Origin of the sequence: Pseudomonas oryzihabitans (assembly GCF_024652905.1) — a bacterium.
Lineage (GTDB): Bacteria > Pseudomonadota > Gammaproteobacteria > Pseudomonadales > Pseudomonadaceae > Chryseomonas > Chryseomonas benzopyrenica.
This window is the reverse complement of sequence record NZ_CP102429.1, coordinates 197,029-211,644: the sequence shown is the minus strand read 5'-3', so window position 1 is coordinate 211,644 and position 14,616 is coordinate 197,029. Positions and strand designations below refer to the sequence as shown.

Sequence of the window (14,616 nt, the reverse complement as noted above, 5' to 3'; positions counted from 1 at the left end):
CTCTGTTGCAAAAATCGTGAAGCTTGAGCATGCTTGGCGGAGATTGGACGGACGGAACGATGACGGATTTCAAGTGGCGCCATTTCCAGGGTGATGTGATCCTGTGGGCGGTGCGCTGGTATTGTCGCTATCCGATCAGCTATCGCGACCTTGAGGAAATGCTGGCGGAACGCGGCATTTCGGTCGACCATACGACGATCTATCGCTGGGTCCAGTGCTACGCCCCGGAGATGGAGAAGCGGCTGCGCTGGTTCTGGCGGCGTGGCTTTGATCCGAGCTGGCGCCTGGATGAAACCTACGTCAAGGTGCGGGGCAAGTGGACCTACCTGTACCGGGCAGTCGACAAGCGGGGCGACACGATCGATTTCTACCTGTCGCCGACCCGCAGCGCCAAGGCAGCGAAGCGGTTCCTGGGCAAGGCCCTGCGAGGCCTGAAGCACTGGGAAAAGCCTGCCACGCTCAATACCGACAAAGCGCCGAGCTATGGTGCAGCGATCACCGAATTGAAGCGCGAAGGAAAGCTGGACCGGGAGACGGCCCACCGGCAGGTGAAGTATCTCAATAACGTGATCGAGGCCGATCACGGAAAGCTCAAGATACTGATCAAGCCGGTGCGCGGTTTCAAATCGATCCCCACGGCCTATGCCACGATCAAGGGATTCGAAGTCATGCGAGCCCTGCGCAAAGGACAGGCTCGCCCCTGGTGCCTGCAGCCCGGCATCAGGGGCGAGGTGCGCCTTGTGGAGAGAGCTTTTGGCATTGGGCCCTCGGCGCTGACGGAGGCCATGGGCATGCTCAACCACCATTTCGCAGCAGCCGCCTGATCGGCGCAGAGCGACAGCCTACCTCTGACTGCCGCCAATCTTTGCAACAGAGCCAGGACTGGTTCCAAATTCTGCCGCTATGGCGGGCAACATGGACTGGTTGAAGTACACGTTTGCCACAGTCAATGCGGACGCGACAGCCATTAGGCTTATCGCTAATCCGCTGAGCTGATCCTCGGACCTGATATTCATGCCTTGGCACCATCAGCGACCTGAGAGTGTGGCCCCAAGACTTGTGCCGCCGCCGAAATTGCGGCGATTGCTGTGGGAACACCTGCAACAATCGCTACCTGGGTAAGAACGCCGAAAATCTGGTCTCGGGTTGCACCCGCGCGTACCGCAGTGGGGACATGAAATTTGATGACATCAATTCCCGTTGCGCCCAACGCCGCGCCGGCTGCGATGATAACGAGTTCCCGGGTTTTCAAATCCAAATCGGTGCGGCTGTATACATCGCCGAAGACCCACTCAATCACATAGCGACCAAAATCAGGCGAGCTATCCTTGAATCCATCAAGGTATGCCTCCGTGGGAATGCCGGTGACTGCGGCGAATGTAGCAGATCCCCTGGCGAAACGGTCCTTTGAGACCTCAGCAGGCAAAGCGACGCTGGAATTTACGACTGACATACCCTATCTCCTCGTTTGCACTGCACCGTGCGGTCTCCAAAACATACATTGCACAGTGCAGTGCAGTCAAGGAAGGTGATGATCATCGTGAACGAAATTAGCCCGTCTTATTCATGAGGGCGGTGGATCGAAGCTGGCGAGCGTAGCGTAAAGCATTGATCTGGCTTAGGGATTGGGTGCTCACACCAACCTTCTTCACCCCATCGAGCCCGCCACGCCCGCCATGTCCGATCTTGACGCACTTCCGTTCGCGTTTCCATCCGTGAGAGCCAAGAAGCTCACAGCCGCCTTCGACGGCGGGCGCCTGACCTCGGACGGCGGCGTCCTGCTGCTGGCTCAGGCGGCCCGGCGGATGCGGATTGCCGACAAGCTCGCCGCGGTGATCCCGGACCGGCGCGATCCGAGCCGGATCGTGCACCCGCTGCCCGAGATCCTCCTGGCGCGCATCCTGGCCATCGCCTGCGGGTATGAGGACGCGGACGACCTCGACCACCTGCGCGCCGACCCCGCCTTCAAGCTCGCCTGCGGGCGCCTGCCCGAGAGCGGCGCGGACCTGATGAGCCAGCCCACCGTCTCGCGGCTGGAGAACACGCCGGACCTGCGCGACCTGATCCGGCTCGGGCGCGTGCTGGTCGACCTGTACTGCGCCAGCTACGCCGTGCCTCCAGCCGCCGTCACCCTGGACATCGACGACACCTGCGACGTGGTCCACGGCCAGCAGCAGTTGTCGTTGTTCAACGCCCGCCACGATGCGCGCTGCTTTCTGCCCTAATTCCGCTAGAGAGGCATTTGAGAGGGAGTGTCCGCCCAAGCCCCCGCACCTCCCATGATGGTCGACTGCCTACTCCCCGCAAATCTAGCCAAAAGTAATCGCAGCGCCCTCTATACGCATTCGAAGGCGCACTGCAGCGGAGCTCGTTCACCTGGCCTGGCCGCACCACGCGCAATCAACGGATACCGGTGGCCACCGAGCGCGAGCAGCTGCTGGCGGAGGCCGAAAGCAGGGCGCAGCAGCGAGGGAAACTGCTCGAGCAAACGGCTTGGTACCAGGGTCTGCGCACGATCGCGAACCTCTCGGACGACCAGGTGCTGATCAAGCACAAGGTCGTGGCCCCGCACCCGCGCTGCACGCTCTGGTTCGGTTAGCGCGGCGACCATGGGATGCCATCATCAAAGCCCACCTGCGGGTGTTTGTGCTCGCCGGCAAGGCCGAGCCGAAGGTCTCGGCCCTGCGCAACGTCGATCGTGGCGCGCGCGGCCGGCAGCGCGGCGATATGAAGGCGCGCGCTGAGGTCTGGGCAGAGCACAACCTCTACCTGCCCACCGGTTGCCAGCGGCCGCAGGACAGTGCCCGACCTGCGCTCCTTACGCCCTCGACCTATCGGCTTGGCGGCATCGCCTATGTGGCCCAGGGCAAGCCAGGCGCTCGCAAGGGGGGATAGCGTCGCGACCGGGTTGCATTTCCACCGCGTCAGATACGTTCTGCTGAGGCACACAGTTTCCCCATCCAGCGGACGATCACATGACCAGCTACAGCTTCAAGAAGCGACCCGGCACCGATCTTAGCGACCCCGAATTTGTGCTTCAGCACCGCGGGAAACCGACACGCGTCCAGATCCAAGACTCATCCAGCTGGGGCGGCGCCTATGCGGTGTCAGTCGATCATCTGGATGACGAGGCCGAGCCCCATCTCCTGTGGGTGGCCCTGTCCATCGCAAGCTTTGCTGAGGCAGCGCGTGTGGCTATCGGCCATTTCGAGGCGAACCTTCTCGCACGCGATCAAGCAGCCGCGCCTGGCGCAGAGCCTGGCTCGCCTTAGCGGCGGCGCAGAACACGGAGGGAAGGGCGCATCAGCGGCGCGAACGGCGGCTTAGCGGCCCTTGCGTTTTGGAACTGTGCGTTACCATTAGCCTATCAATCAAGGAGGCGCATTATGCACCCCATCATTGCTGGCGAAATCAGGAAGATCGAAGCGTTACTTGAAGGCTACCTTGGCCTTCCACCAAACACTATCAATCTCAATACATTTCAGATAGATCGATTTAAAAGTGTTGCCCCTTCGATCCGTAGAACTGTCGAGCGCGTAGTATTTGTCGCATCGCTTCCCAATACCAGTCAGGCCGACATCGCCTTCGCGGTTAACGCTTCCGATTTTATTGAGCAGGAAGTAGGAAAGCCTCGCGTTCCTAAGATCATTCGCCCGCTCTATGCCTTAGAAACTGAAATTAATGAACGCCCTGCCGTAAATCTGTGCAGGCACTTGGCCTCGATAGGCCTCTCTTTCTATGGCATTGCCTATTGCAATTCCGACACTTTAGAAGGCTCGCAGATCGCATATTTTTATGCAGTGACTGCATTAGTTATAGCGTCCCTCGCGACGCACTTAACATATCGACTCAGAAGCACAGCGATGCTATTAACAATACTTGCTTCGACAATTATTGGAGTGGAGATTCTTCTAGCCTTTCAGCCGCCAGCTGCGGCTTTCATGCTCTACTTTGTGCTATCGCTAATTTTGCTTGGGTCACAGCTTCAATTGCAGGGCTCCTCAAGCGCGTCGCAGGTTAGCTTTGGAACTTTAGACCCACAACTGCGCGATGCGAATTCTCAACACCCTGACCCACTAGATTCGGCTGATCCTTTCAAAATAAGCGTGTACCACACCCCTCAAGAGGTTATCCGAAACTTGGAAGGCAGAACGGGATTTGGGGATCAGGATAGATACCATTGAAAAAGGCCCGCATTGCGGGCCTTTTCTTTGCTACCTCAATTTGAAACTTTCACCGTGATCGTCACGTTGATTCAGCGTCACTACGTCAGCGAGGGTAGCTCCCGATCCATTGTCGTAGAGTCCCGCCTGGACAAGGTTATCAAACGATCCTCTAGCGACGTCCTCGCCGTAGCCGTTTTTGATAGCGCTATCGCGGTAGATTCCCCAAGTGTTGTTGTCCACGGTGCCCATTCTCGCCGCCGCGAATACCTCCGCTTGAGAGTCGTTGAGATGCAACCGCTTACCCTCGTTGACGTAATCCGCATGCGTACCCCCGGCGTTGAACACTGACCCCATCCGGTTCATTGCCTTCTGCGGTATGCCTCCTAAGACGGATTCACCCATATCGTTGACTCTTTTCCCTTTGTCGGCCAAGCGGCCCTCTGCGCGCTCCCCGGCTTCGGCTACTGCCCGGTTGGCGTATACCTGGCCATCACCAGCCACGATCTCACCTCGACGCGCATGCTCTGCAGCAATCTTGCTGTGGTCCCTTGCGGCAGCATTACCGGCGTCGTATCGGCTCTCAAATGAGCCGGACGACACAGAATGGCCTGCACTTTGTGTTTCCGAGCGAAGGTCCCCAACCTGAGGGCCCTTGAGGCCTTGGAATTCGTTGTGCGCCAGCGACGTTGGGCTAGCACCGAGCTCGCCACCGGAACGGGGATTGCTGTACATATCTCGATCTACTGTCCCGCCTGTCAACACGCCTAGATCGTTGTGCTTGGCCAGCGTATGCAACGCCGCCGCAGTATCTCGCCGTGAAGGATCGACCGTATCGAACATCCGCTTTGCTTCTTGGAATTCCTGCCCATAATTGTTCATAGCCTCGGCAACGACGGCGTCGGCTTTACCTTCTCTTTGCAACTTTCCTGCCCAAGCATCAGGGGACATAGATAGTTGCATACCGGTGGACTGAAGATAGCTTGAGGTCTCTGAATACTGTTTCTGCGCGGATATTGCCTCTTGGGCAGATTTGGAAAGACTCTGTTGGTCAGCCTGTGATACGCCTAACTTCTCGGAATTCTGAAAATTCTGTGCAACGGAAGAGGAATTTTCTTTTCGAAGAGCATTCGAAACGACTTCGGAAAGTCCAGCCGACCGAGCGTCGTTCATCACGTCACTAGCAGTCTTGCTGTCGTTCCTCGTTGACGAACTTTGCATGTTCGCGCCGATGTTTGCAGATCCGCCTAATTCGACCCCACCCTTGGATTTGCCGTCTTCACCGGTGGCAGCTCCATATTTGCCAAGGCCCAATCCTGCGCTTACATTTCCTCCGGTAGCCAGAGAGGCAACGACAGCGTCAGTCTGGGCCTGCGAATATCCCATATTGCGCATGTTACCGACCGCTTTTTCGTAGCTGGCATTGTTTGTTAGACCGAAGGAATTTGCGAAGGATGAACCGACTGTCGCCTGCTCGCCCAATGTCTTGGCCTGTTCCATCTGGCGCCCATAGGACGAAGTTAGGCTCTTGGCAAAGTTCTCAGAAGCGCTCTCTGCAGTTGCCTTTTGCGACTGGGCGGCATTACTCAACGACTGGCCGATATTAATCGAACCACGGGTTGTCTCAGACCCAGTCTGCCTCGTCCCATTGACGAAGTCGTTCGTCATATAGGGCGTAGTCGCCAAGCCTTCGGTGGGCTTCACGACGTCAGGCGTCACGATCTTCTCGTTGATCTGATCCGTGCCGCCAAGGCGCTGGGCCATGCTCGTCAACGCAAACGCGCTGCCGGAAACCAGGAACATGCTGATCACTGGAACGGATGAAGCCATCAGGCCGGCCACCCCAATCGCGCTGTCCAAGGCCGGCAGCATCTGCTTCAGCATCTCGAATGACAGGGCGTTGCCGTCTGTCACCGTGCTGGTCGTCGCGAGCAGGCCTTCCATGACCGTGCCGGTGTACCAGTTCGTGTAGAGGTTGACGATCGCGAGCATCGGCTGCCACAGCATCATCCAGCACAGCATGGTGATGTACTTGGTGATGAGATTCATGCCGAACGTGCCCATCACGAGCAGGAACGCCATCAACGGGGTGATTGCGTAGATGAGGCCTTCGAAGAAGGTCAGGAACGGGCGAACGTACCGGGTGAACATCGAGCCTTCGGCGGCCCACTGCGTGGCCTGCTGCGCCTGAGCCTGGGCGAGCATGATCGCGTAGGCACTCTGCTGGTCTTCCAGCGCTTTCTGGGCGGGCGCACGCTCGAAGATCGGCAGCAGAATGGACGCCATGGTAAAGGCACGTGCATCCGCCACCTGGAGATTCAGGCCGCGCAGCGCATCGTCCACGCGGGTGGTCAGATCGTCACCTGTAACGACTTTGCCCGGCTTCTGGAACGCTAGTTTCGAGACATCATCCATGACGCCCGGCTGTGCTGAGACGCTGAGAGCCTTGAGCCGGGTATGGGCCTGGGAACAGTTGTAGTAGGTGCCAGTGCCCGTCTTGCCCTCGTAAATCTCGGTACCGTAAACCTCGCTATCGAAGCGCATAGCGTCGATCGGGCTATTGCTGCGCATGAGGGCGCCATAGGCAGTCATGTTGCGCCCAACACCGACAAGGGTGCACTCCTTGATGTAGTTCGTCCATGAGCGGACGAAGTCGCCGCCCGCGTTGCTATCGCCCATCACAGACGGCATAGCCAACACATTGCGCGTCGCGCCGCGGACCTTCATCAGGGTGGTGAGGGGATCAGCGAACCCATAGGTAGTCATCGCCGGCGTTGAGAAGGCCTGCTCCATCTCCCTGGTCAGCTTGTAGCCGATGTTGGACACCACGGACCCTACGAACAGCGGTCCGATCGGCACGTTGTCGACCACCACAACGGTTCCGTCATAGACGTCCTCTACGACGGCGCGCCCGGTAGGCCCGTAGAGCGCCATGTAGAGGATCAGCGCCACGCCGACCTGTTGGAAGGGAATAGCCTGGTTTTTGAAGACCGCTTGGAATCCCAAGAACAGGGTACCGATCAACAACCCCACCTTGGCGAGGGACTCGATGCTGCCCGACCCGGAGATCATGGCCACAGCGTTGAGGATGCTCTCCAGGTAGGTAGCGGAGCCAATGGAATAGATCGAGAACTCCATCACTCACCCCCCTGCACAGGTTTCTCGACGTTGATAAACGCCGCAGGCGGAGGAAGCGATCGCATGCGCGCCTGGTAGTCGAGCAGCAGGTCATTCTCGTTGCCATACCGGGTGAGCAGCACCTGGTATTCCTGCATCAGCCGTTCCCTCGCCTTACCGATGAAGTCACCGGCAGGCATGCCGAGCTTGTCGACCATCTTGCCTTTCGTGATCACGGCTTCGGCCGTATCGATGTACGACTTGACGAGCGAATAGGCGCCCTCGAGCGCCAGCATTTTGGAATGGCCGGTGACAAACCCCTTCGCCATCGACTCGCTGCCTTGCGATAGGCGTTGCACCATCGCGGAGAAGCCGGGCTTTTGCATCATGTTCAGTAAGCCGGTCTCATCAGGACCAAAAGTGCCAGTATTCGTCGCCCACTTCGTGACGATGCCGACGGAGTTTCCCGATCCGTTGAAGATCTTGATAATCTTTTGCGCCAGGCCGTCGAAGGCCAGGTTAGAGAGCTGCGGCTCCAGGCAGACTGCATCTTCCTTGCACGAATAGACCTGCACCGATTCGGTCTTGACGCCCTCGACGATGTCCTGCAGCGAGATGCCAGTCGGCATCAGCGGCTTAGTGACGATCACCTTGCCCTTTCCATCTTCAGCCTGCTCTAGCCCGGGAATGATCACGGATCCGGTGAAGGACATGATCAGCTCGTCGGTCTGCTGAGAGCCGTATTTGAAGAACTGCTGGCTGTTGTACTGTTTCATTGCACACCAGACGACGTTGCCGGTGTCCTCGCAGCTCACTACGTTGCCGGCATCCGTCTTCATTTCGATCGGCGACTTGGAGTTGCTGCTACCGGAGAACAGCGATCCGAAGCTGTCGGCCAATCCCTTGATGGTGTTACCGGTGGCAGTCTGCATGTTCTCTTTTCCTTCGAAAGCAGAGAAGGCGTCCGTCACCAGGCCCTGGGCGAGCTGGCAGCTATTGGACATGAGGCCGTTGAGGTCCTGCATGGTCTCCTGCAGGTTGGCGATGGTGTTCTCCACCGTAGGCCCCATGGCCTTGAGCGCCAGCTTGAACGCATAGCCCGACGCTACGCCTACGGAGTTGGAGGCGATGGAGCGCAGCGACTGAACGAACTGCTGCGCGTTGATGAACGAGAAGGAGCCGGCGAACATGTCGATGCCGCCGCAGCCGGCCTGGAAGGAGGGCGGTCGGAAGGAGACCACCGGCGCCGTTGCGATCTGATTCCGGATCCTCATCGAGCCACCGCTGACCACGCCCCGGGTCGCCGTCTGATACATGCCGGGGTCTGTGCTGTTCGACATCGAGTTGAACATCGAGTCCAGCTGGCTCTCGATGTTGGCGTAGGCGCCCAGGGGCGCGAGGGCCGCAACCAGCACGGCTGCGCACAACGACTGCTTACTGCTGCGCCTCATGGGGCACCTCTCCATCTATGGTCTTGCGGGCGAGCTTGCGGCGCATGCTCTCAACGAATGCGGCGGGGTCCTGGTCGATCTGGTCTTGGCTGAGTCCGTCGTTGTCCTCGAGGGTCAGCAGGCCGTTGTCGAAGAACGGCTGGGTGGAGGCGAAGGTCTTCTGGTCGATAAGCGAGGCTTCGCGCGCAGCGATCAAGACCCGGTTGAACAGCACGTCCAGGGTGATGGCGCCGTAGCCGACGATCTCGGTGCGGCCCGGAGGGATCGCCAAGGCGAGGGCAGGGGCCTGATAGACCTCAAGCTTTTTGGCCTGGCCATCGTCGGTGCGGTAATTCGCGAAAAGCCCGTTGTCGAGGGGCGCGCCATCCAGCGAGACGGGGATGATCCGGATGCCGGTGGCCGCAGTGAGCGACTGCAGCACGGCCGCTTGCTCAGCGCAGAGTACGCAGTTGCCCTTGAAGAAGAAGAAGAGGCCGACCTTGTTGGCCAGGCCCTTAAGCACCTTGTCCCGGTTGTTCGAGACTTCCCGATTGAGCGCATTGGCGGCGTAAGTGGCCACCGGCCGCCGGCTGTCCTCGTCGAGGAACGGATCACGCATGATCACCTGGCTGGAGCGCTCGGAGAACTTGGACGATTTGTCCATCATCACGCGCTGCAGGTAGTAGTAGGCCTGCACGTTCGCGTCGGTCGGGTTGTCGATCGCGCGGTCGCGGTACTTGGGCAGGTTGTCCCTGATCCAGGCCACGCTGAACAGCTCCGGCCCTGGCGGCGCCGGCGGAGCGGCCGGTGGCTCAGCCTTCTGGATGAAAGCAGGCGGGGGTGGAGGCGGGGTAGGCGCCTTTACCTCGAGCTCCGGCTCCTCCTCGGGCGGATCCTTGTACCAAAACCAGCCCTCTGCCTTACCGCGGTAGAAGCTTTCGCTACCAGGCGCAGCGAAAGAATCTTTCACGCCATCCGCAGCGTTATCCGCCGCGCTCGCGATACCTGAAAATACTGCCGGCCAGAGCGCTGCAGCGACGGCTACAGCCAAAAGCGCGCGCCTCATTTCCTACCGTCCAGGTACAAGGCGACTGCGACGGTCGCGTACACCCAGCGCGAGCCTCGCTTGCGTCGGTGCGATCCGATCGCGCTTACCCACGGCAGGTGCTGATAGTCGGCATTGCCGATTTTCTTACTGACGTAGGTAACGCTGTAGCCGAGCGCATCAGCCACCTCGGCGACCGGCATCGACGGTCCATACGCCTGCAGGAGCTTAGGGAGGTGTTTCGATGGGGCGCGAATGCTCTCCAGCGAGCTACGCTGGCTGTCCAGGAAGGACGCAACGCCATGCGTGCCGTAGACCCAGTTGAGTCCTTGCCGGCGCCGGTGTGGGGCGATCGCTGCTACCCAAGGGAGATGCTGGAATTTGGCGCAGCCGATCTTCTTGCGGACATAGCCGACGCTGTATTCCAGCGCCTCCGCTATCTGCTCCGGCGTCATCACGTCGCCGTAGGTGTCCAGCAGGCCCGATAGGCTGGATGTGGGGGTGAACGAGCTCGTGACAGCTTCGGGCGTAGCGACGGACAAGGACATGCGCGCATCCGGAGTATTAATTCGATGCACACAAGGCTAGGGATTCGCGCGGACCAAAAGCGCTCGATTCACTCCCTTTTAGGGCGCGAATAACGCTCGGGGTAGAAAACGGAGGCCTGCTGAGCCATCAGCGATCAGCCACCTAGCTCAGGTGAAGGATCACCTGAGGGTATCGTGGCTCGCACAGCGTGACGAAGAAGTCTTCGTCGGAAGCCCTCCTCACCGGAGACGTTATGCACGAGCAGTTGAGCGAGATAAGCAGTAAAGGCTGAGCCGCATAGCATCGACTCCGCAATCCACAGAGGATTGACCTGACGCGCACGTTACCGAGCAGTCTCCTCAAGGGGTGCATTGCCCGCTGCGCGTGTGACTTCTACTCGACATCGACTAGGCTCACTTATGGCCGTGCGGCCTTTCGCTACTACATTGAATGACCGGTCAAAAGGCCCTTACTGACGCGCTACACGAGCGTGATCATAACACCGGCTAACACCGCTACGCGTGTAGCCTGTTCAAAGGAATCTGTGCTACAACGCCTCTAAGCGTCTCAGCTAAATCTTTTCAGCCGGAATATAAAATCAAATGATTAAGTCGTTTCTGCATGAAGGAAAGGAGTTGCGCTTTATTAGCTCCAGCAGTATCTCGTTAGGAGGGCAGGCGATTTTTTCCGCTGACTCTATGACGTTGCTTGTAGGACCAAATGGAGCGGGAAAAACCGCTTGCCTTCTATCCCTAGTGCGCCACGCAACAGAAGATGAATTTGCCGACGAACAAGCGCTCATCTTCGATGAGAAAACAGATCGCGAAAAGACCTGTGTTATCTATTATACGCCGGTGCCGTTTCTTACAAACGCCCCGAAGTCCGAAGAGCGAAGGACTGTAATTGTACCGACATCGTCTACCAAAAAGGAGTCCGTCACAGACATCCAAACGGCGATCGCGTCCGCTCTAAAGCAAGACTTCGGAATTGACGCAGCTTCAACTTTAAAACTCAATACCATAACTGATCGCGATATTGAGCGCTTAGTTCATATTATTCTAGATAGCGAACGTGTCGAGCAGGAATGGGTGCAAAAGTATAGCGCCGCCTATGAGGACATTAAACGCCGCCAAAACTCATTCCGTGGCGCATTTGCGATAAAAGATAGCCCAGAAAGAAACCAACTCAATAAAGATGTAGATGAACTTCACAAAAACTTTCTAATCGAATATGCGCTATTTGCGGGCTAAGAATATGCAATGAAGATCCGCGCTTTTCAAACTGCCCAACGCGCATATAAAACGACCTCTGGTGCAAACCTCCAACTTCTAGAAGAGCTCGGGTTCGACATAGCCGAACGCTACTATAATCTTTTGCCTAAAAAAAGTACAAAAGCCCGAGTCGTATTCCGAAAAACCCTTTCTTTATTGCGAACCGTCTCAGAAATTATAGACGACAAAACCCTTGAAAATGACGTACATTCCATTACAGAGATTCAAGTCTCCCAGCTCTCGAAGTTACACTTAGGTAGCATTGGGTATACGCGATTCAAACAGCTGAGTTCCGGCGCTGCCGCACTCATCGACCAATTTTCCGGAATCACCCTAGCGGTCCATCAACTCAGCGGGAAAGACCGCTTTAAAAACCTTTTGCTGTTAATTGACGAAGGGGATGCGTTTCTACATCTTAGCTGGCAAAAACGATATGTAGATTACTTGGATCGCATGATCGAAAACTTTAAAAAGCACTTTGATACGATACAGGTCGTTGTATCGACTCACTCCCCGGTTCTCATGTCAGACTTCCCTCGCCAATTCATTGTAAATTTAAAGGAAGAAAGAAGCATTAAAAGTTACATTGAAAAAGAATATGGGCATGACCAGTCTACGTTTGGGGCGCCATTAGAAACAGTAATGCGAGAAATAGCTGACACCGGTGCGATCGGAAGTTTTACTGCGCGAATTATCAGATTGATAGCCGCGAAGATCGAAGGCGGAGAATCTGTCGATCCGGAGCAGATTGAAATGATTGGAGATCCGGCTATTAGAAATACGCTCGCCTCGAAATCGCTCAAGCGAGCGAAGGCACTATAGTCTATGCTATTTAATACAGAAGACATCTGGAATAAGAGAACTCTAAAACGTCATCGGCAGTTCGTAAAAGATGCGATGATGCAGAGGCTACCTACGAAGCCAACACGTCTAATCAAGTACTTAATCTCTACTTATGGCGAAGATATCGCAACAGCCCATGCCTCAGTGCTTCTTCAAATTATAAACGACATTGAGGAGCGACGATCTAAGCTATCAGCAGCAACTGATCGAAGGTTCCGTCGGGAATGCGAACGCCTATTCAATTACAAAAGCTTTTCCAGAAAAGGAAAGAAAGGCTGGGGTGCATATGCGCTATGCCTTACTTCTAAATATGCATACTGCCCTTATTGCCATGAAAATGCTATTTATACAATATTTACTGACCCGAAATCTGGCTCCATAAGACCTCCCCTCGATCATTTCTATGCGCAAGTACACTTTCCATACTTGGCCCTATCAATATACAATTTGGTTCCGTCTTGCAATACATGCAACTCAACCCTGAAGAAAGAAGAGAATTTCTTTCTATCCCCGCATTTGAATCCATACATGGATGAAGAAAGTATATACTTTTCGCTGGACGTCAACCGCTATTTAAATTTGGTAAGCTATCCCGGTCGAGAATATAGTGCCGGGATAGTAGCAAATCCGTCAGCACCAACACACCCACACCATGAGAAGTCCACTAATTCCATCAACACTTTTTTAATCCAAAAGCGCCTGGACGAACAACATAACAGCATCAAAATCAATCGTTTCGTTAAGCGCCTTAGATCTCATAATCGCAACAGGCAGGGGGAGGTCAGCATGCTGCTCGGGCTTCTTTTTGACGGGATGACGGAAGCTGAGGCAATCGATTTTTGCCGTGGCAACTATAAAAATGAAGAGTTTGGTACAGTGAAGCGTGATCTTTATGACCTATTTTGGCGCTAAAATGTAGCTAAGCTACGAAGTGTGATGTCGAATTTAAGACCTACACGCTTCAATAGCCGCCTGCCAATCGCGCCAATGACAATGGCAGTACTTATCAAGAGGAAATTTCTTTGCACCTATCGTTTACTGAACACCTAGACAATATTATAAAAGCTGCTGGAGGAAATCAGCTTTTAGAGAACCTGCTATTAAGATCGCTCTTAGCCAATCTACCCGACTCCGCATCGAAAAAGCTGAAGAGCATCTGGCACCAATACTATCTAGACCTCAGTAACGCCCCAGAATGGCGATGCCAATATCGTGGTTGCAACGAAAAATCATGTTGGTCTCATGAAATATCCGAGAATGCCGCGCTTAAAAATCTATGCTCGAATTCACATGAAGTTGCGATATTAAAGCGCGACTTAGTATCAAATCCGACGAACTACGTAATCGGATTACAGCACAGGCGAAATGCAACGACTTTTCCCGGCTACTGCGCTATCCACGACGCCGAGCTATTTGCGGATATAGACTCAGGTGATATACCTTTCGATCTACACTACGTAAATAAACAATGTATGAGGACAACCCGGGCTGAAGTGTTTCGTCTGCAGCACCAGTTGAACTCATCCAAGGCATTCGTACGCAACATACCAGATGACCTACGCCACATCGATGACGTTATAGATATAATTAAAAAATTTGAAGGCATCAGTGCCCGATTAGTAAAAAATATAGATAGGCTCTGGACTTTGCATGATCAAATCCATTCTGGCATCGAGAGCGTTGACTATTTTTTAAATTACGACACGATCCCGGACATCAAGCCAGGCTTCTGCTGCGCTATCTGCAGTGATTCAACAGAAGAAAATGACGTCAAAGTATGTGTAAACTATCTATTGAAACTTGACCTTAAGTCAGGCACAGAGGCGATCGTAGCCTATCCGAACAACACACCATCTCGCGATAATGCTGGAATATTTATTGAAAACTATAGATTCTTATTTGGATATTTAGCTTACCACAATAAACGCGCCTTGGTATTGTCCGTTGATTTCTACAAGACACTTTCGGAAAACTGGAAAGATTTTTTTCTGAAAGACAATGAACTATATGCTATCAATCCGAAAGACCCGGCGAGCACCTATTTCTTGTCTCAACCGTTTATCGAGGAGCTTGCCTGAAGCATTGCGTACTGATAGCGCCAGATCAATCTCAAAGGATGATGTGGACGGTTGACGCTGATACGCTTGGCGCATGTGATTTAACATAAGTTGTATTATGCGAAGTGGACGTGTTACGGCCAAATAGTAATGTCGCGATCC

At 55.2% G+C, this 14,616-nt stretch carries 14 protein-coding genes and 1 pseudogene; 10 read left to right on the top strand and 5 right to left on the bottom strand.

Annotation, left to right across the window (positions count from 1 at the left end; all coding sequences use genetic code 11):
* Positions 1–59 precede the first annotated feature (59 nt).
* A complete protein-coding gene (locus tag NRG74_RS23660) occupies positions 60–824 on the top strand; it encodes an IS6-like element IS6100 family transposase (RefSeq protein WP_001389365.1) in 765 nt (254 codons plus the stop codon).
* A 188-nt stretch (positions 825–1,012) separates the two neighbouring features.
* On the opposite strand, the gene NRG74_RS23655 is transcribed toward NRG74_RS23660, so the two are convergent.
* A complete protein-coding gene (locus NRG74_RS23655; RefSeq protein WP_008786759.1) occupies positions 1,013–1,453 on the bottom strand; it encodes a carboxymuconolactone decarboxylase family protein in 441 nt (146 codons plus the stop codon).
* A gap of 223 nt (positions 1,454–1,676) precedes the next feature.
* Here NRG74_RS23655 and NRG74_RS23650 point away from each other — a divergent pair.
* The 5 genes and pseudogenes from NRG74_RS23650 to NRG74_RS23630 all read left to right on the top strand — a co-directional run.
* Positions 1,677–2,222, top strand: a pseudogene (locus NRG74_RS23650) (transposase); the annotation flags it as partial.
* Between the two features lie 191 nt (positions 2,223–2,413).
* Complete coding sequence (locus NRG74_RS23645) at positions 2,414–2,599, top strand: hypothetical protein (RefSeq protein WP_257706761.1); 186 nt, start codon at positions 2,414–2,416, stop codon at positions 2,597–2,599.
* 41 nt (positions 2,600–2,640) lie between these two features.
* Positions 2,641–2,895, top strand: a complete 255-nt coding sequence (locus NRG74_RS23640; RefSeq protein WP_257706760.1) for a hypothetical protein — start codon at positions 2,641–2,643, stop codon at positions 2,893–2,895.
* A gap of 80 nt (positions 2,896–2,975) precedes the next feature.
* A complete protein-coding gene (locus NRG74_RS23635; protein ID WP_257706759.1) occupies positions 2,976–3,272 on the top strand; it encodes a hypothetical protein in 297 nt (98 codons plus the stop codon).
* A 114-nt stretch (positions 3,273–3,386) separates the two neighbouring features.
* Positions 3,387–4,184, top strand: coding sequence for a hypothetical protein (locus NRG74_RS23630; protein ID WP_257706758.1), 798 nt, complete (start codon positions 3,387–3,389; stop codon positions 4,182–4,184).
* A 30-nt stretch (positions 4,185–4,214) separates the two neighbouring features.
* Here NRG74_RS23630 and NRG74_RS23625 read toward each other — a convergent pair whose 3' ends face one another.
* From NRG74_RS23625 to NRG74_RS23610, 4 genes are read right to left on the bottom strand one after another with little or no spacing between them, the layout of a single operon-like run.
* Positions 4,215–7,301, bottom strand: coding sequence for a conjugal transfer protein TraG N-terminal domain-containing protein (locus NRG74_RS23625; RefSeq protein WP_257706757.1), 3,087 nt, complete (start codon positions 7,299–7,301; stop codon positions 4,215–4,217).
* On the bottom strand, positions 7,301–8,731 hold the full coding sequence (locus NRG74_RS23620; RefSeq protein WP_077171978.1) for a conjugal transfer protein TraH: 1,431 nt from the start codon (positions 8,729–8,731) through the stop codon (positions 7,301–7,303). Before NRG74_RS23620 ends, NRG74_RS23625 begins: the two co-directional genes overlap by 1 nt.
* Entirely contained in the window at positions 8,715–9,776 is a 1,062-nt protein-coding gene (gene traF / locus NRG74_RS23615) for a conjugal transfer protein TraF (RefSeq protein ID WP_257706756.1), read from the bottom strand. Before traF ends, NRG74_RS23620 begins: the two co-directional genes overlap by 17 nt.
* A complete protein-coding gene (locus NRG74_RS23610; protein WP_257706755.1) occupies positions 9,773–10,303 on the bottom strand; it encodes a hypothetical protein in 531 nt (176 codons plus the stop codon). Before NRG74_RS23610 ends, traF begins: the two co-directional genes overlap by 4 nt.
* 582 nt (positions 10,304–10,885) lie before the next feature.
* Between NRG74_RS23610 and NRG74_RS23605 the strand changes: the two genes are divergently transcribed.
* The 4 genes from NRG74_RS23605 (at position 10,886) to NRG74_RS23590 (ending at position 14,475) form a co-directional block, all read left to right on the top strand.
* Complete coding sequence (locus NRG74_RS23605) at positions 10,886–11,533, top strand: hypothetical protein (protein ID WP_257706754.1); 648 nt, start codon at positions 10,886–10,888, stop codon at positions 11,531–11,533.
* Positions 11,534–11,542: 9 nt separating this feature from the next.
* On the top strand, positions 11,543–12,376 hold the full coding sequence (locus NRG74_RS23600) for an ATP-binding protein (protein ID WP_257706753.1): 834 nt from the start codon (positions 11,543–11,545) through the stop codon (positions 12,374–12,376).
* A gap of 3 nt (positions 12,377–12,379) precedes the next feature.
* Positions 12,380–13,309: a hypothetical protein gene (locus NRG74_RS23595; RefSeq protein ID WP_257706752.1), complete on the top strand. Its 930-nt coding sequence runs from the start codon at positions 12,380–12,382 to the stop codon at positions 13,307–13,309.
* A gap of 581 nt (positions 13,310–13,890) precedes the next feature.
* Complete coding sequence (locus tag NRG74_RS23590) at positions 13,891–14,475, top strand: hypothetical protein (RefSeq protein ID WP_257706751.1); 585 nt, start codon at positions 13,891–13,893, stop codon at positions 14,473–14,475.
* Positions 14,476–14,616 lie beyond the last annotated feature (141 nt).

Coding starts and splice junctions, on each gene's coding strand:
- NRG74_RS23660 (WP_001389365.1), top strand. CDS start 60: ATGACGGATTTCAAGTGGCGCCATTTCCAGGGTGATGTGATCCTGTGG.
- NRG74_RS23655 (WP_008786759.1), bottom strand. CDS start 1,453: ATGTCAGTCGTAAATTCCAGCGTCGCTTTGCCTGCTGAGGTCTCAAAG.
- NRG74_RS23635 (WP_257706759.1), top strand. CDS start 2,976: ATGACCAGCTACAGCTTCAAGAAGCGACCCGGCACCGATCTTAGCGAC.
- NRG74_RS23630 (WP_257706758.1), top strand. CDS start 3,387: ATGCACCCCATCATTGCTGGCGAAATCAGGAAGATCGAAGCGTTACTT.
- NRG74_RS23625 (WP_257706757.1), bottom strand. CDS start 7,301: ATGGAGTTCTCGATCTATTCCATTGGCTCCGCTACCTACCTGGAGAGC.
- NRG74_RS23620 (WP_077171978.1), bottom strand. CDS start 8,731: ATGAGGCGCAGCAGTAAGCAGTCGTTGTGCGCAGCCGTGCTGGTTGCG.
- traF (WP_257706756.1), bottom strand. CDS start 9,776: ATGAGGCGCGCGCTTTTGGCTGTAGCCGTCGCTGCAGCGCTCTGGCCG.
- NRG74_RS23610 (WP_257706755.1), bottom strand. CDS start 10,303: ATGTCCTTGTCCGTCGCTACGCCCGAAGCTGTCACGAGCTCGTTCACC.
- NRG74_RS23605 (WP_257706754.1), top strand. CDS start 10,886: ATGATTAAGTCGTTTCTGCATGAAGGAAAGGAGTTGCGCTTTATTAGC.
- NRG74_RS23600 (WP_257706753.1), top strand. CDS start 11,543: ATGAAGATCCGCGCTTTTCAAACTGCCCAACGCGCATATAAAACGACC.
- NRG74_RS23595 (WP_257706752.1), top strand. CDS start 12,380: ATGCTATTTAATACAGAAGACATCTGGAATAAGAGAACTCTAAAACGT.